Source organism: Pseudomonas sp. RIT-PI-a, assembly GCF_001187875.1.
Taxonomy (GTDB): Bacteria; Pseudomonadota; Gammaproteobacteria; order Pseudomonadales; family Pseudomonadaceae; genus Aquipseudomonas; species Aquipseudomonas coleopterorum.
The window spans coordinates 1-20,072 of the sequence record NZ_LGIR01000033.1; the positions used below are offsets into that span (position 1 = coordinate 1).

Here is a 20,072-nt window from a genome sequence, read left to right on the forward strand (position 1 = left end):
GACTAAGCCCCCCACACCCCGGCCACGAACCCGGCACATGGCGAGCGCCCTCGGCGCTGATGGCCGCCGGCCTACTGGAGGCGATCGGCGCGCATGCCCCCCAGGAACTACCCCGCCCCCGCTATTCCCCCGAAGCCCAGCCAGGCACACGGCTACGCAACGGCCACGCCATGCGCGCGTTCAACATCGCTTTGGCGAAGCGATTGGGCGAAGCCTGCAGACAGGGTGAGTTTGCCTTGGTCATCGGCGGGGGTTGTTCGATCCTTTTGGGGGCGTTGGCGGGCGCTCGCCAAGCCGGCCCCGTTTCCCTTATGCATATCGATGGGCACAGCGACTTTCGCCATCCGGGCAACTATGACTCGCAGCTGAGCCTCGGCGCGGTAGCGGGCATGGACCTTGCGTTGGCCACTGGGCGTGGTGAGTCATTGGCGACACAGTGGCCGGGCGTCGTGGGACCTCTGGTTGCTGACGTGGATGTCGTTCAGCTGGGCGAACGGGAAAATCGCGACGCAGATTTTGCGTGGCCTGACATCAACGATACGGCGATCAACCGGATCGATGTCTTTGAAGCGCTGAGATTGGGACCAGTTGCCGTCATTCAACGCATTCGCGAAACGCTGGGCCGAACACCTGAACAAGGGCTGTGGATACACCTGGATGTGGACGTTCTTGACCAGTCCGTGATGCCCGCCGTGGACTGCCCTGGCTCTCCGGGCATTCCAGCTGCGGACCTGTCGCGCATCATGGCTCCCTTCGTGGCTGACCCGCGGTGCAGGGGGATGACCGTCACGGTATTTGACCCTGACCTAGACCCTGACGGTCGCTACGCTGCGGTCATCGTGGATCTGTTGAAACAGTTGCCGTTCCCCGTTCAGGTGAACCCGTGATCCGAGCGAAGCAGGCCCTGTCCTTCAACCCCCACGAGCCCCGGGCATCACCCTCAACAGCTTCGCATCGACCCCATCGGTAAGCACATAGATCGACCCATCGGGAGCCACCTTGACGTCTCGCATGCGCTCGTCCAGTTCGCTCAGCAGCAGTTGCTGATCCACGATCTGCTGCCCGTTGCGGACAACGCGGCGCACGGCGCGTTCCTTGAGGGCCGGGACCAGCAAATCTCCGCGCCATTGGGGAAACAGTGGGCCGTCATAAATCGCCAAGCCTGAAGGTGCAATCGACGGTGTCCACTCCAGAACCGCATCTTGATAGCCCGGCAGCTGAGTGAACGGCGTCACCTTGGCGAACGGGTAGTCGATGCCAGCGGTCACGACAGGCCATCCGTAGTTGCCGCCCGGCACGATCCGGTTGATCTCGTCACCGCCGCGCGCGCCATGCTCGGTGATCAGCAGGTCGCCCGTTGTCGGATCCACGGCGATGCCTTGGACATTGCGGTGGCCGAGGCTGTAGATCTCGGGGGCCGCACCGGCTTTGCCGATGAAAAGATTGTCCGCCGCAGGCCTGCCCTCGCGATCAAGCCTGACCAGGGTACCCAGATCGTTCGCCGGGTTCTGCGCTTCCTCACGTCGCTCACTGCCGTCTCCCTGGGAAAGCACCAGGGTCTCGTCACCGAGAAAGGCAATGCGCCCACCGTTGTTGCCCGTGCGAGGTTTGAGCATGGAGCTGAACAGGACTCGGACATCCTCGATTCTGTCGCTCTTCAGCGTGGCCCGTACCAGGCGCGTGCCGTTCGCAGCGGCTTCGCCGTATCCCATCGTCAGGTACAGCCAACCATTGCGCTCGAACTGTGGATCCAGCGCGACTTCCATCAATCCTGCGGTGCCGCCCTGCTGGAAGATGGGCGGGAGCCCGTCGAGCTTGATCTGCGAAGCTGCGCCATTCGTGCCAATGACCAAGAGTCGCCCCCCCATTTCAGTGACCAGCACACGGCCGTCCGGAAGAAACGCCACCGACCACGGGCGGTTCAGCCCCGTCGCGACGGTTTGCACTTCATAGCTGGCCCGATCCGTTGTCGCCGGCTTGTCGGGGGCGCCTGGGGTCATGGCGAAAAAAAGCATGGCCGGTGCCGCCAGCAGAACTGCCACGACAGCCGCCTCGCGCCAGCGCCCTCCTCCGTCTGGCGAATCACTTCGTTTGGACGAGCTGTTCAGACGCGCATACAGCCACCCGCCGACGATCCCCGTCAGCGACATCAGGACAAGGCCCACAGTCGTGCGGGTGCCCGGCAGTGCGGGCATGGGGATCACCGAGCGCATCAGCCAGAAGACGAAAGCCAGACCACACACGCTGGCCGCGATGAACACGAACCGGCGCCAGGAAGGCGGCGCGAAACGCAGCACCCAGTGGCCTGCCAACACCGCGAGCAATAAGGCTGCCGCAGCGATACCGAACATGACCGGACCGAACCGTGCAAGGTCTTCGAGCGTCGTCCAGAGCCGAACCGATGAAGTCACCGGCGCCCCGAGACGGAGCAGCTCGCCTAGATTGAGCTGGGTCTGCACGATACTGGCGATGGCGCCGGTTGCCAGCGCGGCGACAAGCAGCGTCCTGAGGGTGCGAATCATGGCCGTCATTCGATTTCGTCTCTGGCTGGCTTCCACGTTTTGCAGAATCCCCACGCGTCCTGACCTGAGACACTTCCCCTGGAAAATTCGCTCATCGAGTGTGCTACCAGTTCTTACAGACGAACTGCCCGCGGTTCACCGGAGTTTCACGCCCCCAAACAACATACCTTCGTTGGCCTCGGCACCATCCCAGGCCTGGATGACCATGGCAACCTGCGACCTCAAGACCGCTTCCCCATCAGAACTGGTATTTAGCCGTGACCATGAGATTGCGTGGGTCGCCGTAGTAACCGCCGAGGAAGGTTTCATCCAGTGAACTCAGGTACTTCTTGTCGAACAGGTTGTTGACGTTGACCAGCGCAGACAGGTTGTCGGTGAACTCGTAGCGGGCCATCAGGTTGAAGACCGCGTAGTCGTCCTGTCTGGCTTTGACGGTCTTGCTCAACTGCCACGGCGTGGTGCTGAAGTGGATGCCGCTCTGCCAGTTGACGCCACCGCCCAGGGTCAGCCGATCCAGTTCGTCAGGCATGCGGTAGGTGGTCCAGAACTTGACCAGATCGGCAGGAGCAACGGTATTGATCCGGTCGCCATCGGCGTTTTCCGTCACGGCGTGGGTATAGCTGGCCGCGACTTTCCAGCCGGGCTGGATCTCACCGTTGATCTCCGCATCGAAACCGCGGGTCTTGGCGCCGTTGACCGCACGGTAGGCTCGTTCGCTGAGGGTGCCGCTGACGATCTGTCCTGGATCAAGCTCTGCCAGGTTGTCTTGCTTGGTCATGAACACGTCGAAGCTGGTGGTGATGCGACCGTCGAGAAACTCGCTTTTGACACCAATCTCGAACGCATCGCCGGTACGCGGTTCCAGGGACTTGCCGTCCCGATCATGCACACTTTGCGGCTTGAAGATGCTGGTGTAGCTGGCGTAGATCGAGTGTTGGTCGGTCAGGTCGTAGACGATACCGGCGTAGGGGGTGAACTCGCCGTGCTCCTGGTATTGGGTATCGCTACTGTTGGCGGCATCTGCCGGCGCCCGGTAATGGTAGTAGCTGTCGTATTTATAGTTGCTGGCCCGCCCGCCGAAGATGATCGACACGTCATCGGCAGGCCGCAGGCGCACGGCGGCGTAGGTGCCCAACTGGCGAATGGTGGTGTCGTTATCGAACAGAATCTGGCCGTTGCCCTGAGGTTCCTCGGTACGGTTGTTCCACGTGTAGTAGTTGATGGAGCGACCTTCGACATCTTCGCCCGCGGCAGGATCGTTGTGGTCTTCGAACTTTGTGTAGGTCATGCCGATCACGAGTTCATGCTCACGCCCGAACAACCGGAACGGGCCCTTGGCGTTGACATCAATCCCGGTCTGTTTTTGCCAGCCGGTCGACGAGCCACCATAGAGCTGCATGCCGTCACCGGTAGCTTCGTCGATAAACCCCCAGCTGGCGGAAGCCAGTTTCGAATCGCGCTTGCTGTACATCTGATTGACCGAAGCCTTCAGCGCCCAGTCATTGGCCAACTGCTGTTCCAGCGAGTAGAAGACATTCAGCGTGTCCTGCTGGCGCCTGCTCCAGCGCGACGCCGGGTTGGTGGAGCGGGAAAAATCGGTCTGCCCGCCCTCGCTGTTGAACAGCGGGAAACTGGCGAAGGACACGCCGCGCGGATCCTGTTTTTGATAGTCATAGCCAGCGGTCAGCAGCAGGCTGTCGGTCAAGTCGGCTTCGACGATGCCGTAATGGACCTGTTTCTCTGTCTGGTAGTGATCGATGTGGCTATTGCCTTGCTGATAGGCGTTGACCATGCGTCCGCGGATGTTGCCCGTGGGCGTCAAGGGTCCGGAAACGTCCATCTCGGTACGGTACTGATCCCACGAGCCCAGGCCTGCGCTGACATAGCCCTGCAATTGATCGGTGGGGCGCTTGCGCACCAGATTGATGGTGCCCGAGGGATCGCCGGCCCCGGTCAGCAGCCCGGATGCACCGCGCAACACTTCGATACGATCATAGATCGCCATGTCGGACAGGCTTTGCGGGGTGGCGCTGGTGGAAACCACCAACGTGGTAGGTACGCCGTCGTACTGATAGCTGTCGATACCATAGCCGCGGGAGTAGATGTTCACCCGCTCCGAATCCAGCGGTTGCAGAGAAATGCCCGGGGTTTGCTCCAGTACTTTGGCCAGGCTTGTGAGGTTCTGGTCATCGAGTCGCTGGCGGGTGATGACGCTGACGGTCTGCGGCGTTTCACGCAACGACAGGTTCAAACGTGTCGCGGTCGTGGTCGCCGTCGTGGTATAGGACCCGGAACCGTCGCTGGTAAGGCCCAGGGCTCGCGCATCGATACTGGTGGCTCCGAGCTCCACGGCGCCCTGCTCTTCGACGACCTGGTTCAGCAGGTAATTGCCCTGCGAGGTTTTCACCACAGCAAGGCCCGTACCCCTCAGCAAACGGGCGAAGCCCTGTTCCACGCTGAACGAACCTTGCAGACCGGGACTGGACAGGCCGGCGGTCAAACGGGCATCCGCAGACAGGGGAATTGCCGCCTGACGCCCAAACTGGCTGAGTGCCTGATCCAGCGGTCCGGCTGCGACCGAGAAGCTGACCACCGCCGAGACCGGCGCAGGCGGATCCTGAGCGTACACCCCAGAGGCGGCCAGCGTTGCGCCCAAGGAAAGACTGCTGGCCAGCAGCAACGGCAAAGACCAGACGCGGGTTTCTTCGATGGTGTGGCCAAGGGCCGGGCGACGGTGATGGCTAGGATGCTTCATGCAGTGTTTCCGGAAGGGCTGAAAAGGCCGCCTACATGGCGGGGGTATCCCCAGGCCAATCGAGAATCGAAAAACTGCCCCCCGTTTGAAAAAAAATCAGGCTGAACCCCGTGCCGCCACAGTGACCCAGTATCGCGTGCGGCGCACGATGCTCACCGGAAGGCTGTCCTCGAGTAGCGAGAGAATGCGTTCGCTGTCGTCCAGTGGGTAGGAGCCGGTAAGCAGCAGATCGGCCACCTGCGGATCGCAGCGCAGGACACCGTTGCGATAGCGCGCCAATTGCGCCACGAAATCGCCCAGCCGCATGCGCTCGGCCACGATGAAGCCGTCGATCCAGGCAAGGCTGGCCGCGTTGATCGGCTGGGGGGGGGAAATGCTCCCGCGAGGGATGCGGGCCTGACACCCCGCCTCGACGATCTGCTCCGCCAGGTTGCCGGGCATGGACGCCGCCACGCGACCGCTGCTCACTGACAGCAGTGTGCCTGACCCCGCCTCGTCGCAGCGTACGGTGAAGCGCGTGCCCAACGGACGCAGCAGGGCATCACGCGTTTGCACGAGCAGAGGTCGCCGAGCCGAATCGCTACCGGTGAGAATATCCACCTCACCGTAGCGCACGAGGATGCGCCGCTCATGAGCATCAAAGCGGATGTCCACTGCGCTGTCGGTGTTGAGCCACAACTGTGTACCGTCGGCCAGCCGGTGGCGGCGACGCTCACCGGTTGCCGTGCTCAGATCGGCCAGAGCCGATTGCAGCCAATGGCCGTCCTTTGTCTGCCAGCCGACTGCCCCCAGCAGCCCGGCCCCGATCAATATTTTCAATGCCTGGCGTCGGTCGCCACTGACGTAACGAGTCTGTTGCAAGGCGCGGCGCGCGACAGGGCTTTCCAGCGCCTGGGCGCGGTTCTTGATGACATCGGTCAGACCTGTCATGCGTTGCCAGGCGCGCTCATGCTCGCTGTCGCTTTGTCGCCAGCGCTGCAGTTGCTGTAGATCGGTTTCACTGATGTCGCCGGATTGGCTCAGGGTGAACCAGGCAAGTGCTTGATCTCGCACCTCGGCACGGATCGGCGACTCTGAGGTGCGGCGTGCAGACACGGGCTTCACTCGAACAGACTGGCGTAGCAGCGGCTGAATGCCTTGAGCATGGACTTCTGCACCTGATTCACGCTGAGCCCCAACTGGGCAGCGATCTGTTTGTAGGTCATGCCATCCAGCTGCGAGAGCAGAAAGATCTCCCGGACACGTGGCGACAGACCCTGCAGCAGTGCGTCGATTTCGGTGAGGGTTTCGATCAGCAGGTAACGTTGCTCGGCAGACAGCTCGACGTGCTGTGGCTGTGTGGCGAGCGCTTCGGCATAGGCGCGCTCGACGGCCAGGCGTCGCCAGCGATTGACCAGCAGGCTGTTGGCAATCGTCGCCAGGTACGCCAGCGGCTGCTTGAGTTCATCGACCGGATTGCGGGAACGGATGATCCGCACAAAGGTGTCCTGAGCCAGGTCATCGGCATCCGCAGCCTGGCCCAGACGGCGTTGGAGCCAGCCCTTGAGCCAGCTGTGATGTCGCACATAGAGGACTTCGACATCCTGTTCGAACGAGTTGTGCGTCCCCATCAGCCAGTACGCCTATCCGTAGATGATAACTATTCGCAATATTAGCGATAAGTCTCGGCTGGCTGCAACGTGTTACTCGGATCGCGTACGCGAAACTGCTTCGGCGACTGTCCCGTGCCGCGCTTGAAAAAACGCGAAAAATACGCGGGATCGGAAAACCCCAGGCGGTCGGACACCTGGCCGATGGTCATGGTGGTGTACACCAGGTCGCGCTTGGCTTCGAGCAACAGGCGCTGATTGATCATCTGCAATGCGGATTGGCCCGAAAGGCGCCGACACAAGGCGTTGAGGTGAGCGCTGCTGATCCCCAGGGTGGCTGCATAGTGGTCGATGGGCAAATGCTCGCGAAAGCGCAGTTCCAATGCCCGGGTGAAGTCCTGCAGATACTCCCGGCCCCGATCCGGTTGCGCGGCGTGCGACAAGGACAGCGCCTGTTTGCGGCGACTGAGCCAGATCGACAGCACCGTGATCAGCGATTGCAGCATCGCGTCGCGGCCGGCCTGCTGTTGGTTGTATTCCTGGGTCAGGGTTGCAAACAGGGTGTCCAGATAGGGGCGATCAGTACCGATCGGATAACAGGCCGCAGTGGTCAGCACCGGACTGTTGAGCAAGCTGGCCAGTTGCTCGGCCAACGGTTGCGCCAGGCTGAGTACGTAGCCCTGAATGTCTTCGGAGAACTTGAAGGTGTGCACACTCAGCGCCGGGACGACTTGCAGAGCAGGCGGATCGACGTGATTGATCACCTCCTCCACTTTCAGGCTCGCCTGCCCGGCCTGCACGTACAGCAGCTGCACCAGATCACTGTGTCGATGGGGCTTTATTTCCCAGCCGTGAAGCTGGCTGCGCGCGGGGATCGACTCGCAGTGAATCAGGTCGGGCGTCGGCCAGGCGCCGGTTTCGCCATACAGTTTGAACACCGGGACAGGTATCGCTGAGGATTTCGACATCGCTGGCTTTGCCTCGGGACGATCCACCGAAAGTCCATGGAATATGCCGAATATTGCCTTCTTATCTCAAGTTCAGTCATCAAAAATACCGGAGACAACAATAAAAAGTGCTCTGTGAGGCCTCGTGCCCCAGTGGCACACCTGAGGACAGCTCCCTATGAAAACCCAAGTCGCTATCATCGGCTCCGGCCCGTCCGGCCTTTTGCTCGGGCAACTATTGCATCGTGCCGGCATCGACAACGTCATCGTCGAACGCAAGAATCCCGACTACATCCTCTCCCGAATTCGGGCCGGTGTGCTGGAACAGGGCATGGTCGATCTGCTTCGTGAAGCAGGGGTCGGCGCGCACATGGACGCCCGCGGCCTGGTCCACGACGGCTTCGAGCTGGCGTTCGACGGACGCTGTGAACGCATTGATCTCAAGGCGCTGACAGGGGGCAGAACGGTGATGGTCTACGGCCAGACCGAGGTCACCCGTGACCTGATGGAAGCCCGCGCCGCCGTGGGCGCGCTGACGCTCTACGATGCCGACGACGTTCAGCCCCATGACATGAAAACCGACAGCCCTTATGTGACCTTTCAGCGCAACGGCGAGACGGTTCGCCTGGACTGCGATTACATTGCCGGTTGCGATGGTTTTCATGGCGTGTCGCGACAAGCGATTCCAGCCGAGGCGCTGAAGATTTTCGAGCGGGTTTATCCCTTCGGGTGGCTGGGGATTCTCGCCGACACCCCGCCGGTCAATCATGAGCTGATCTACGCCAACCACGAGCGTGGCTTCGCCTTGTGCAGCATGCGCTCAGCCACCCGCACGCGCTATTACGTGCAGGTGGGCGCCGAGGAAAAGGTCGAGGACTGGTCGGACGCGCGCTTCTGGGACGAGCTCAAGCTTCGCCTGCCGCCGCCTATCGCCGAGCGGCTGGTCACCGGCCCCTCCATCGAAAAAAGCATCGCGCCGTTGCGCAGCTTCGTGGTGGAACCGATGCAGTACGGTCGCCTGTTTCTGCTCGGCGACGCTGCCCATATCGTTCCGCCCACCGGCGCCAAGGGTCTGAATCTGGCGGCCAGTGACGTCAGCACCTTGTATCGCATTCTGCTCAAGGTGTATGGCGAGGGGCGCACCGATCTGCTGGAGAAATACTCGCAGATCTGCCTGCGCCGGGTCTGGAAGGCTGAACGCTTCTCCTGGTGGATGACCTCGCTGCTGCATCGCTTTCCCGATACCGATGCTTTCGGCCAGCGCATCCAGCAAACCGAACTGGACTACTTCGTAGGCTCGGTCGCTGGACGTCAGAGCATCGCCGAAAACTACGTCGGCCTGCCCTATGAGGACATCGAGTGAACGCGCTGAGCCACCCACTGAACTGACACGCGGGGGCTGCTATTTCTTTGGAAGTCGGTCCAGATCTGCGGGACCGAGTTCCACCCTTGCCCCCTCCCCTTCAGATTCGGCTTCTCGACTGACACGCTCATCATCCGTGAGGCCTTTGCCAACCTCCTTCTGCACGATCGGATCGTTTGGAGTATTTGGCGCGTCAGCGTTCTCGGCGTTCTTGTCGGTTTCTGTGTTCATGTCAACCTGCCTGATGAGTCAATCGAAACGAAGGGAAAAAGCGCTATCAGTCGATGATCGGGAAGGTAACGGTGAATTGGCTACCTCGCCCTGGACCGTCACTGTGCGCAGTTATACGCGCACCGTGCGCATCCACCAGTTCCCGAACCACGGTAAGCCCGATACCCAAGCCCGAGCCGTCGAAGCCGATGGCTTCCACGTCCTGGACGTAGGGATCGAATATACGAGGCAGCAGGCTCGACGGGATGCCTATGCCATTGTCCGATACAACGACGGCAAGGGTTTTTTCGGCCGGTGTACATATCAACGCGATCATTCCGTTTCGCGGTGTATATTTCGCCGCATTGGTAATGATGTTGGTGAAGATCTGCATGATGCGGACACGGTCGCCGTTCACCATGACTTCCGTCGCTGGAAGTGAAACATCGAATGTCAACGTCTTGGACAGTATCAGGGAGGCACAGCTGTCGACGGCTTCCTGAAGGATGGGAACGATATCGACCGGTATGCAATTCAGGCTCAGCTTTCCCCTGCTCACGCGGGAGATATCCAGCAAGTCCTCGATCATCCGTGACAGGTGCTTGACCTGATTTTCGATCAGAACGCCCATCTGCGGAACATCACAACTGGGCGTCATGCGCATGCGCTGGGCCAGCAGACTGATCGGTGTCAGCGGGTTGCGCATTTCATGCACCACCGATGTCAGCGCATTTCTCTGCTGCGACAATGCGTGTTCAGCATCGGCCTGAAGCTTTTGAGCCCTGAGCGCCGCCAGGACCAGGTGTTCATTGGCTTCCTGCATTTCTTGCTGCAGGCTTTTGAGTGTGGCCGGTTCCTGCACCGATGGAAGATCAGGCACTGCCAGGGCGGCGCGGACCAGCCGTTGGTTGGCCTCCACCAATAGCTGTATGTGCACGCCATTGCCAGCAACCGTTTCTGCTTCAAGAAGTTCGCGCTGCAGCGCAGCCAGATGGGCAAGCACCTGGCGCTTCTTCCTTGGATCGGTGAAAGCTAGCTTATGAGCCTCGTCCTTGTTTTCACGCGCGTCTGCTCCCTTCGACTCATTCACTAGGTGCTCTCATGAGATATCTTCTCCAGCAGGTGACGTCGAACAATGGCGTCGAGTCGGCCGGCCACCCAGCAGTCCCTCCTGGCCTTGGACCCTACCCCCGATTTGCAAGCCGTTGTCATTGATGCGATACATCCGCAGCTCGTCCGAATGCGCACTGGCCCTGACCTTGACCACGGCCATGATGCGCTGCAGACGACTGTCGACTTCGATATACCGCTGCACGATGATTGCATCGGTCAGAAACGCGGTTCCGTAAGGACTGAATCTGAGATCGTTGTAGCGATCTTCAAGCTCGGAGGTCATCAACACGGTGACCCCGGTCGAGGTGAGCGCACTGACCATGCGCGACAACGACTCGCGAAAATCCTCCCGGAAAGCCGGGGCAACGGCGAGCTCGAACCCTGACAACGAGTCGATGACCACCCGGGTCGCACCCAACCGCTGAATCTCACTGAACAGTTGCTGCACGATTTCATCGATGGACAGATCCGGCACGCGTCGATCGACTACGCCGACCTGATCGTTCTGGATCAGGCGAGTCAGTTCCGCGCTGCGCAGGTGGCTGGGCCGTTGTTCGAAGACCGCCATGACACCTTTCTCGCCACAACGCGCGCCTTCCTCGAGGAACGCCGCCGCCAGCAGGCTCTTGCCTGAACCCGAAGGGCCGGCAACCAACAGGGAGTAGCCCTGAGGAAGGCCACCGCCCAGCATGTCGTCCAGATGGGCCACGCCCATGCCCAGACGTTGCGCCAACCCACCTTGAAACAGCGCATCGCTGTGCTGGCTGCCTACCGAGGCCGGTGGAAACACAGTGACGCCGCCCTGGCCGATACGGAACGTATGCAAACCCGGTAGCGTCGGTTGCCCGCGCATCTTCATGATTTCCATCTTACGCACCATCGAGTTGCGCTGGACGCTTTGGCGAAGCCAGATCAATCCGTCGGCCACGGTGAAGATGGGGTTGCTGTCCAGCTCGTTGAAGTACTCGCCCAGCAGAAACGTCGTGGCATGCCAGGTGGTCATCAACATGCCCAGCTGTTGCACGAACTGAGGCAGGTTGTTGTTCGGATTGCATTCCGTTTCGCTGGCCAACACCACCGACCGAAACGAATCGACGAACACCAACGCAGGGGAATGGGTTTCCACCTCGCTGACAATGCGTCGAAGGACCTCGTCCAGGTCACCGGCGAGGGTATCGTCTGCCAGGTTGACGTAGCGGATCGACGTATTGACCGCTTCCTCGTCGAAGAAATCGAACTGCTGCTGATAGCGCAGCATCTTGAGCGGCGGCTCGCCCAGCACGGTGAAGAAAATGGCCGGACGTTCAGGCGTCGCCAAGGCAAACATCATGTGATGCGCCAGCGTGGTTTTTCCGCATCCAGGTGGACCTGCGATCAGGTTGAACGAAAACTCGGGTAGCCCCCCGCCGAGGATTTCATCGAAGCCTGGCACGCCGGTCTTGAGGCGGTTGATGGTGACTTTGGTACTCATTGTGGTGTGTCCTGCGGAGCTGGGCCGCTCAGAAAATTTCCCCACACGTCCAGTAGCAATCGTGCAGCCAGTGATCGTCCGATCAGGGTGGCGAGGAGCTCGTAGAATGTCTTCAGCAATTGCTCGCTAAACATGACTGCATCTGTCTTTTCTTGCTCGCTCAGGAGTGAACGTAGTTGCGTCAGGTTCATCGCAGCTGCGAGTCCCTTGTATCTTTCTGCATAATCCGGATGCGTCGACATGCACAAGAACAGGCTGCGACGGTATAAAGCAGCAACGCCTTTCGGCCCAATGATTGGCGTGAGGGTGGCATCGATATCCTCGAACATGGAAATGATCGCATCGGCGATTTGAAAATTGTCAACGAGGCTGCCAACCCGATGCGCCAAGGCTGCTGAGATCTTCTGGCTCGCTCCGGTTTCAGGTGACATGAGTGTAGATTCTGATAAATGTGTGTTAAGGGTACACCTTTCAGGCCACCAGGGTTGAATAAACGAATTCTATCTGATGAAAAGTCCCGACGGGTTGATTGCTGTTCGCATCGCTCTTGACATGTAACAACTTCAATACAAATTCTTATACAAGTTGTTATACAGTTCAATCCTGACTGAACAACTTAGTGCACAGCGTAGTACTTCCAAATGATTGTACCGCCCACACAATCATCAGCGGTACTGCATGACCCTATGGCACCGGGCGTTGGTCGACAGTGCCGGTTTCAGGCGTATGGCAGGCAACACAAGGCCTTGCGCATGGGCGTCCATTTCCACCCACCGCTCGCATGAACTCGGCCGATCGGTACGAAAACTGCATCTGTCCGATTCGCCGCCAATCCTATGACATCAATATGAAATTACGTCACTTCACCCCCGCCAGACTTTCGCCGTCGTCGCTGAGCAAAGCCTTGATCGGTTTCATTGCGCTGGTGTGCCTGTCCCTGATCCTGGCGACGGCCTGGCAAATGAACCTGTCCAGGCTGGAACGTCTGGCGACCGCCAAGGTGGCCGTGTCGAACGTCGTTCGTGCCGCTGAACAGCAAGCACAGGATACCGTGCGCCAGGCCGACAATACCCTGCGCGACCTTGTGGAACGCGTGGAGCACGACGGCCTGGCCATTGGTGAACGAGATCGCCTGGCAAAGCTGATGGCTCAGGACGTGGCGGACATGGAATCCATACAGGGGCTTTTCATCTACGACGCCCAAGGCAACTGGATAGTCAACTCCTTCTCCCAAGGACTGCAAAGCAACGACAACAGTGATCGACCGTATTTCATCTATCACCGCGACCATTCGGACAGGTCGGTTCAAATCGGCTCCATCGTGAAAAGTCGCCTCACCGGCGACATGGTCATCCCGATCAGCCGACGCATCGATGGTCCGGACGGCAGTTTTGCCGGCGTGGTACTGGCCACTGTGCCCGTGGCTTATTTCCAGAATTTCTTCGAGCGAATGGACGTAGACGACCAGGGCGTGATTTTCCTGGCACTCAACAACGGCGATCTGCTGGCTCGACGCCCGACCCTGACCGCGCTGATGACCACCAATCTGGCCAAGGGCGAGATTTTCTCGCGCTACCTTCCCCAGAGCGACAGCGGTATTGCCGTGACCAAATCGCTGGTGGATGGCGTGGAAAGGATCTATGCCTACCGACGCGTTGCCGGCCTGCCCATGGTCGCGGCTGCCGGCGTGTCCTCTCACCACGTCTTCGCGCCCTGGTGGGCATATGCCTATCGATCGGTAGGGATACTGGCCCTGATCTGCCTGGCGCTGATCGTGTTGAGCGTGTTGTTGTACAAGCAGATCCAGCAACTGATCACCGCGGAAAGCGAGTTGCAGAGCGCCCAGAACGAACTGGAGATCATCGCGCAGACCGACAGCCTGACGCACCTGGCCAATCGGCGCCGCTTCGACGTTGCCGTGCAACAGGAATGGGGACGGGCCAGCCGCAATCGGTCGACGCTCGCGATCATCCTGTTGGACATCGATTGGTTCAAGCAATACAACGACCACTACGGGCATGTCCGGGGTGACGACTGCCTTGTGGAGGTGGCCAGCCTTATCGGCGCCGCCGTGCAGCGAGCGAGCGATCTTGCTGCGCGGTATGGTGGCGAAGAGTTTGTAATTCTATTGCCCGAAACGGATTTCGCCGGTGCGCTCAGCGTGGCCGAAAAGGTCAGGCAGTCCATCTTCGATGCCCGCATAGCGCATTCAGCCAGCCCGCTGGGCAACGTCACGGTGAGTCTGGGCGTGGTGGCAATCACTGCGCCGAAACAAGACGCCTACACCGCCGCCCTGAAAGAGGCGGATCGGCTGCTTTATCGCGCCAAAAAACGAGGTCGAAACTGCGTCGAGGCCAACGAGCTGCTCGGTATGCAAGCAAGCAGCCCCTACACGACCAGCCCGGTGATCTGAAGACACGAGGATGCGGCCCGCCCCCACGGAGGCAGGCCCTACCCTTACACCTTGAAGCGTCGAACGACCGCGATGAGATTGGCGTTGGACGCGGCGAGTGCCGAAGTGCTGCTCTCGCTCTGCGCGCCACCGGCGACCAGTTCATCGACGATCTGCCGCACCGCCACCATGTTGCGGTTGATCTCTTCGCTGACGGCACTTTGCTCTTCAGCCGCCGTGGCTATCTGAGTGCTCAGGTCATTGATGCGCACCACCGACTCGGTCATCCCGTCCAAGCCTTCGTTGACTCTGGACGTCTTGTCGACCGTGGCCTGGCAACGCTCCTTGGTGTTCTCCATCGCCACCACTGCGGCACTCACACCGTGCTGCAGACGAGTGAGCATTTCGTTGATCTCCGAGGTGCTGGTCTGGGTACGCCCTGCAAGCGCCCTGACTTCATCCGCAACCACGGCAAAACCGCGACCCTGTTCGCCCGCCCGTGCCGCTTCGATTGCCGCGTTGAGCGCGAGCAGATTGGTCTGCCCTGCAATATCGCCGATGACGCCGAGCACGGAGTTGATGCGCTGGGCATCGTGCTCCATCGCCCTGACCTTGCTGGTCGCCTCTTCGACCTCCGAAATCAGCTCGCGAACGCTGCTGGACGCATCTTCCACCACCACCTTGGAATGGCGGGCTTTTTCGCTCGCCACCTGCGTCATGCTCGCCGTTTGTGCCGCATTACGGGCGACGTCATCGGCGGTCGAGCTCATTTCGGTGATGGCGGTCACGGCCTGATCGGTTTCGCTGGCGTGGCGAGTCAGGATGCTGTTGGTGCCACGGGACTGCCCGCGCAGTTGTTCGATCCCCTCGGCGATCAACGAAGAAGAGTCCGAAACTTCTGTGATCATTTTCTGCAAGTAGACGATGAAGCGGTTGATGGAGTGGCCTACCGCGCCCACTTCATCCTCGGCGCGGATCACGATGCGCTTGGTCAGGTCGGCATCACCCGCCGACAACGTATCGATATTGGTCTTGAGCACCGCCAAACGGTTCATCAGTTGCCTGAGGGCAAAGACGATCACCAGCAGCATGATGACCACCATCGGGATCTGCAGCATCGCCAAGGTCTTGAGCACATGGCTGCTCTGCGCCGTCAGTATCTGGGTAGGTTGCGCGACCGCCATCTTCCATGGCGTGCCTTCGACAGGCAGGAGGAACAGGGTGTACTCCTTGCCACTGCTGCCCGTGAACGTCGAGCGTGTGGCACCCGGGGTTTTCAGCAAGCCTTGCAAGGCCGCTGCGAAAGGATACTGGTCGGCCAGGTCGCTGAGGTTCTTGAGTACGATGTTGCCGGGGATCTCCGGCTGGTTGCTCAGGACCTTGCCGTCGCTTTCGACGATCATCAGCTCGGCGTTGATCTCGCGTTCTTTCTGGGCGATCAGATCATTGAAGAAGCCCAGCGTCACGTCGACGGTCGCCACGCCATAGGCGGCGCCCTCCTTGGTGATGGCCATCGCGCAGTTGGTGCGCGGCTCGGGGCTGGCGTCATCCTGATAGGCGGCCGCCCAATTGCACTGCCCTGCGGGCGCCTTGAGCCCACCCAGATACCAGGACTGCTCGAAGTAATTCTGCGATTCGGGCGAGTTCCAGTGCGTATTGACGATGAGCTTGCCGCTGGCATCTCGATGATAGAACGTACTGTGCTTGGCCCGGCCCTCGGTACGCTTGTTCGGCAGAGGCCAGATGCCACCGCCGAATACCTTCGACTCTCCGTACTGGTTGACCATGCTGGGTAGCAGGCGGTCGATACTGTCGCTGTCCAGTTGCGGAACCGTTTCGGTGATCACGCGCTGCTGCGCCTGCACCCTTGCCAGTTCACCCTTGATCACGGCACTGATTTCCCCCGCTTCAGTGACCAGCTTGCGTTCATCGGTGCTCGTCAGGCTGGGCGTGATCAAGTAGTTGATACCGACCGCCGTGAGCACGGCGATCAGCAGCACGAAGCCGACGAAGGTAGCGGTATAGCGAGCTTGAATGGTCTGCAGCATAGGGATGCATCCGCGATGTTTGGAATTGTTGGTCTTGTAAGACTTTATCGGCGCGGAGTGCTGCTGCATGAGGGCCAGTTTTCAGAAATACCCTGGTGTCGAAAGTGTTCTACCGAATGATTGCGCAAGAACCCATGAGGGTTTGTAGGCGCCCACTATTGTCAAGGCGATCAAGGTCACGGGCCGCAAGCAGATCATCATCGCCGGCGTGGTTACCGATGTGTGCGTGGCGTTCCCGACCTTGTCGGCGCTGGTTGAAGGTTTCGAGGTGTTCGTGGTCACCGATGCCTCCGGTACTTTCAATACCACCGTGCAACAGGCTGCCTGGGCCCGCATGAGCACCTGCTCAGTCAACGATCACTTGAATATAACGTTGAAGGGCGTACACTCGACCTTAACGAATAACGTTAAGCATTCAAGCCATGATCCGAAGCTTTGCATGTGCCGACACGGAAGCGCTTTTCACCACTGGCAGAACCAGGCGTTGGCCCGACATCAAGCAAGTCGCAGAGCGAAAACTGGCTGTACTGGATGCGGCAAACGAGCTTCGAGACTTGCGGTCACCGCCTGGAAATCGACTTCACTCCCTGGAGGGTGACAGACGGGGACAGCACAGCATCAGTATCAACATGCAATGGCGAGTCTGTTTCACGTGGACCGAAAGCGGCCCCGAAAACGTTGAAATTGTCGATTATCACTGAGGTGCATCATGTTCAAGAATGGCATGCGACCGGTACATCCTGGCGAGGTTCTTCGCGAGGACTTCCAGAGCGAGATGGGCTTTAGCGCTGCTGCCTTGGCCCGTGCTTTGAATGTCTCCACGCCCACCGTAAATAACATTTTACTTGAGCGAGGCGGCGTTTCTGCTGACATGGCTCTGCGCTTGGCCATCTGCCTGGATACCACTCCAGAGTTCTGGCTCAACCTACAAACAGCGTACGAGCTACGCAAGGCAGAGCAGGAGCACGGAGATGAGATCGCCGCTGCGGTACACCGCCTGGTTGCCTGAGCGCAAACTCAATACCCGCCGAGTGTGGGCTTTTTGCGCTTAAGCTTACGAAAGATACGGCTTGTTGATAAAAGCCGACATAAACCAGATCCCCGGGCTGCCAGCCTGTCGATCTGGTTTTTTTATTCCGGCACATCCGCGCGCACTGCCATCGGGCTTACGAACATCTACCTGCTTGTACGATGTCTTATCAGAGGGTATTACTGCACCTCCATAAAAATAAGATCATGGAGATCGCCCAGATGGACTTATCACTGCCTGCCCACTTCGAAACCTTTCCGATTGAACGCGACCGCGCCAATTGCCCATGTGTTCTGCGCGAAGAAAACACCTCTTGCGTCGTCGAATCGTGGGTCGCCCCATGAACGCACCTGCTGCACGCAACGTATCGCAGTTTCTCTCAGACCCTAAAATCGTACTGCTTTTGGCCACCCTTTGCTGTGCCTTGTGGGGCAGCTCTTACCCGGCGATCAAGAACGGCTACGAGATGCTCCAGATCGCTACGCACGACGTGTCGTCCAAGCTCATTTTCGCCGGCTATCGTTTTCTGCTGGCCGGCCTGTGCCTGTTGCTGCTCGCCGCCATCATGGGCAAGCCGGTCTTGCGCCTGAGCCGACACACGTTTGGCCAAGTGGCCCTGCTGGGTATCCTGCAAACGGGCCTGCAATACGTGTTCTTCTACATCGGCCTGGCCTTTACCACGGGCCTGCGCGCGTCGATTCTGAATGCCACCACCACCTTTTTCAGTGTGCTGCTGGCGCACTTCGTCTATCAGAACGACAAGCTGTCCACGCGCAAAAGCGTCGGCTGCCTGCTCGGTTTTGCCGGTGTATTGACCGTCAACGCTGGCGCAGGTCCGCTCGATGCCTTGCCGTCCCTGCACGGTGAGGGCTTCATCGTGATTGCCGCGTTCGTGCTATCGGCCGCGTCCATCTATGGCAAATACGTCTCGCATGGCATGGACGCAATGGTGATGACCGGCTGGCAACTGGCCATTGGCGGCATGGCTTTGCTCGTGGGCGGCTATGCCACTGGCGGCACTCTGGGTGACATGACACCAGCCTCCACCCTTCTGCTCGTTTACCTGGCCCTGCTGTCGGCAGTGGCATTCACGCTGTGGAGCCTGCTGCTCAAATACAATCCGGTTGGCAGGGTCAGCGTGTTCGCGTTTCTGGTGCCGGTGTTCGGCGCCGCGCTCTCGGCACTGTTTCTGGGCGAGAGCATTTTCGAATGGAAGAACCTGGCCGCCTTGGTGCTCGTGTGCGCCGGTATCGCACTGGTGACACGGGCACAGATGCCCAGCGTCGTGGCATCCAAGGCGAGCTAGTAGGGAAGCAGTGGTTACCAAGGCTCGTGGAAGGGGCGTACCTCTGCTATGAACGACCACGCATCTTTGGGTTGATGAGCCAAGTGATGGACCTCGCCGGCGATCGACGCCGGAGAGATAAAGAAATCATCCGGGGCTTCGGGACGCAGTTCGCGCTGCCAAGGCACATCGATTACAGCATCGATGATCAGGTAGGCGACATGGATTCCCTTGGGCCCCAGGTCTCGGGCCAGGGACTCGGCCAGAATGCGTTGGGCTGCCTTGGTTGGCGCAAAACCTGCGAAGGCTGCTTTGCCACGCAGCGCAGAGGTATTGCCGGTGACGATCAGAGCTCCCCTGCCTGCTTCGATCATGGCCGGTGTCGTCAGTCGTGCCAGGTGAAAGAGCGCCATGGTGTTGATCTCGAAGTTGCGCTGCAGGACGTCTGCATCGACCTCGGTGAATGTGCCGAAAGCCCCGCCTACCGCATTATGGATCACTACATCGGGATTTCCGATCCGCTGGATCGCACTCGCCAGGTCCTCGTGATGGGTCACGTCGCAGGGGACCGCGATGGAATGTGGGATCTCGCGTTCCAACTGCGCCAGTCTTTCCGCATTTCTCGCCAGCATGGCCACGCGATAACCCGATTCGGCGAAGCGTCGGGCAATCGCCGCTCCCGTACCAGGGCCGACCCCGGTCACCAAGGCCAATGGCTTGTTCGAATTGCTCATGAGTAGCTCCTTTTGCAGGGAAGTGAAATGGGGGTGCTCAATGCTTCGGACTGTCGCTACGGGTGCCGATCAAGCCGCCCAAGACGGCCGCCGGGGTCACGGGTCGACGGGGTACAGACTCGCCACTCCCTACCCCAGGACCGAACTGGGCTCGCAAGTCGCCGGGGCCGAGCACGCGGCCATCATCCGCGCAGATGGACACTGGCCTGATGCGTTTGCCGTTCTGGGAATCCGTGAAAACAATCCGCTCACCATCGGCGTGTGGCATGTGCTGCTCGCCCCATTGCGTCATGGCAACGAGGATCGGCTGCAGCGCTGCGCCCTTCTCTGAAAGCCGGTATTCCGGATGGCCCGGACCCTCTGATTTCTGAAGAACGCCCTCATCGACCAGCTTCTTCAATCTCAGGGTCAGCACATTTCGCGAGATGCCCAGGCTCTTGTGAAACTGATCGAAACGGGTAAGACCGAAGAACGCATCCCTGATGATCAGAAGCGTCCAGTGCTCGCCGATCACCGACAGGGTTTGCGCCAGGGAGCAATTGAATTGCTCGAAGGATTTCAACTTCACCGGAGGAACCCTGATTGATTTAGTCCTTTGATGCTACTAGGATCA

General features: G+C 59.8%; 18 protein-coding genes and 1 pseudogene. 7 read left to right on the forward strand and 12 right to left on the reverse strand.

Annotated features, from left to right (window positions below):
- On the forward strand, positions 1-887 hold an 887-nt coding region (locus AC788_RS18920; protein ID WP_049862358.1), incomplete at its 5' end, for an arginase family protein.
- Between the two features lie 24 nt (positions 888-911).
- On the opposite strand, the gene AC788_RS18925 is transcribed toward AC788_RS18920, so the two are convergent.
- From AC788_RS18925 to AC788_RS18945, 5 genes are all read right to left on the reverse strand, one after another.
- On the reverse strand, positions 912-2,522 hold the full coding sequence (locus AC788_RS18925) for a PQQ-dependent sugar dehydrogenase (protein ID WP_236690544.1): 1,611 nt from the start codon (positions 2,520-2,522) through the stop codon (positions 912-914).
- Positions 2,523-2,760: 238 nt separating this feature from the next.
- Complete coding sequence (locus AC788_RS18930) at positions 2,761-5,277, reverse strand: TonB-dependent siderophore receptor (RefSeq protein ID WP_082223718.1); 2,517 nt, start codon at positions 5,275-5,277, stop codon at positions 2,761-2,763.
- A gap of 96 nt (positions 5,278-5,373) precedes the next feature.
- Complete coding sequence (locus AC788_RS18935; protein WP_236690545.1) at positions 5,374-6,372, reverse strand: FecR domain-containing protein; 999 nt, start codon at positions 6,370-6,372, stop codon at positions 5,374-5,376.
- Between the two features lie 5 nt (positions 6,373-6,377).
- A complete protein-coding gene (locus tag AC788_RS18940) occupies positions 6,378-6,887 on the reverse strand; it encodes a sigma-70 family RNA polymerase sigma factor (RefSeq protein WP_049862104.1) in 510 nt (169 codons plus the stop codon).
- A gap of 41 nt (positions 6,888-6,928) precedes the next feature.
- A complete protein-coding gene (locus AC788_RS18945) occupies positions 6,929-7,834 on the reverse strand; it encodes a helix-turn-helix domain-containing protein (protein WP_049862105.1) in 906 nt (301 codons plus the stop codon).
- Positions 7,835-7,991: 157 nt separating this feature from the next.
- Between AC788_RS18945 and pobA the strand changes: the two genes are divergently transcribed.
- Positions 7,992-9,176 (forward strand): 4-hydroxybenzoate 3-monooxygenase, encoded by a 1,185-nt coding sequence (gene pobA / locus AC788_RS18950; RefSeq protein ID WP_049862106.1) that lies wholly within the window; start codon positions 7,992-7,994, stop codon positions 9,174-9,176.
- Between the two features lie 39 nt (positions 9,177-9,215).
- Here the strand turns inward: pobA and AC788_RS18955 are convergent, their stop codons facing one another.
- From AC788_RS18955 to AC788_RS18970, 4 genes are read right to left on the reverse strand one after another with little or no spacing between them, the layout of a single operon-like run.
- Positions 9,216-9,407, reverse strand: coding sequence for a hypothetical protein (locus tag AC788_RS18955; protein ID WP_049862107.1), 192 nt, complete (start codon positions 9,405-9,407; stop codon positions 9,216-9,218).
- A gap of 46 nt (positions 9,408-9,453) precedes the next feature.
- On the reverse strand, positions 9,454-10,476 hold the full coding sequence (locus tag AC788_RS18960) for a sensor histidine kinase (RefSeq protein ID WP_049862108.1): 1,023 nt from the start codon (positions 10,474-10,476) through the stop codon (positions 9,454-9,456).
- A gap of 9 nt (positions 10,477-10,485) precedes the next feature.
- Entirely contained in the window at positions 10,486-11,970 is a 1,485-nt protein-coding gene (locus AC788_RS18965; protein ID WP_049862109.1) for an ATPase domain-containing protein, read from the reverse strand.
- The gene (locus tag AC788_RS18970; RefSeq protein WP_049862110.1) at positions 11,967-12,401 is read right to left on the reverse strand and encodes a hypothetical protein; all 435 of its coding nucleotides are present in this window, start codon (positions 12,399-12,401) and stop codon (positions 11,967-11,969) included. The genes AC788_RS18965 and AC788_RS18970 overlap by 4 nt, the downstream gene beginning before the upstream one ends.
- Positions 12,402-12,817: 416 nt before the next feature.
- On the opposite strand from AC788_RS18970, the gene AC788_RS18975 reads away from it, so the two are divergent.
- Positions 12,818-14,383 carry a sensor domain-containing diguanylate cyclase gene (locus tag AC788_RS18975; protein ID WP_049862361.1) on the forward strand — a complete coding sequence of 522 codons (1,566 nt, stop codon included), beginning with the start codon at positions 12,818-12,820 and terminating at the stop codon, positions 14,381-14,383.
- A 44-nt stretch (positions 14,384-14,427) separates the two neighbouring features.
- Here AC788_RS18975 and AC788_RS18980 read toward each other — a convergent pair whose 3' ends face one another.
- The gene (locus tag AC788_RS18980; RefSeq protein WP_161804306.1) at positions 14,428-16,416 is read right to left on the reverse strand and encodes a methyl-accepting chemotaxis protein; all 1,989 of its coding nucleotides are present in this window, start codon (positions 16,414-16,416) and stop codon (positions 14,428-14,430) included.
- A gap of 154 nt (positions 16,417-16,570) precedes the next feature.
- On the opposite strand from AC788_RS18980, the pseudogene AC788_RS21480 reads away from it, so the two are divergent.
- The 4 genes and pseudogenes from AC788_RS21480 to AC788_RS18990 form a co-directional block, all read left to right on the forward strand.
- Positions 16,571-16,750: pseudogene (locus AC788_RS21480) on the forward strand (isochorismatase family protein); the annotation flags it as partial.
- 82 nt (positions 16,751-16,832) lie between these two features.
- Positions 16,833-17,111 carry a type II toxin-antitoxin system RelE/ParE family toxin gene (locus AC788_RS21485; protein WP_082223720.1) on the forward strand — a complete coding sequence of 93 codons (279 nt, stop codon included), beginning with the start codon at positions 16,833-16,835 and terminating at the stop codon, positions 17,109-17,111.
- A gap of 8 nt (positions 17,112-17,119) precedes the next feature.
- Entirely contained in the window at positions 17,120-17,419 is a 300-nt protein-coding gene (locus tag AC788_RS18985) for a HigA family addiction module antitoxin (RefSeq protein ID WP_043185531.1), read from the forward strand.
- Between the two features lie 361 nt (positions 17,420-17,780).
- On the forward strand, positions 17,781-18,746 hold the full coding sequence (locus AC788_RS18990; RefSeq protein WP_049862112.1) for a DMT family transporter: 966 nt from the start codon (positions 17,781-17,783) through the stop codon (positions 18,744-18,746).
- A 14-nt stretch (positions 18,747-18,760) separates the two neighbouring features.
- Here the strand turns inward: AC788_RS18990 and AC788_RS18995 are convergent, their stop codons facing one another.
- Both AC788_RS18995 and AC788_RS19000 read right to left on the reverse strand, forming a co-directional pair.
- Entirely contained in the window at positions 18,761-19,459 is a 699-nt protein-coding gene (locus AC788_RS18995) for an SDR family NAD(P)-dependent oxidoreductase (RefSeq protein WP_049862113.1), read from the reverse strand.
- A 37-nt stretch (positions 19,460-19,496) separates the two neighbouring features.
- Positions 19,497-20,027 carry a winged helix-turn-helix transcriptional regulator gene (locus AC788_RS19000; RefSeq protein WP_049862114.1) on the reverse strand — a complete coding sequence of 177 codons (531 nt, stop codon included), beginning with the start codon at positions 20,025-20,027 and terminating at the stop codon, positions 19,497-19,499.
- Positions 20,028-20,072 lie beyond the last annotated feature (45 nt).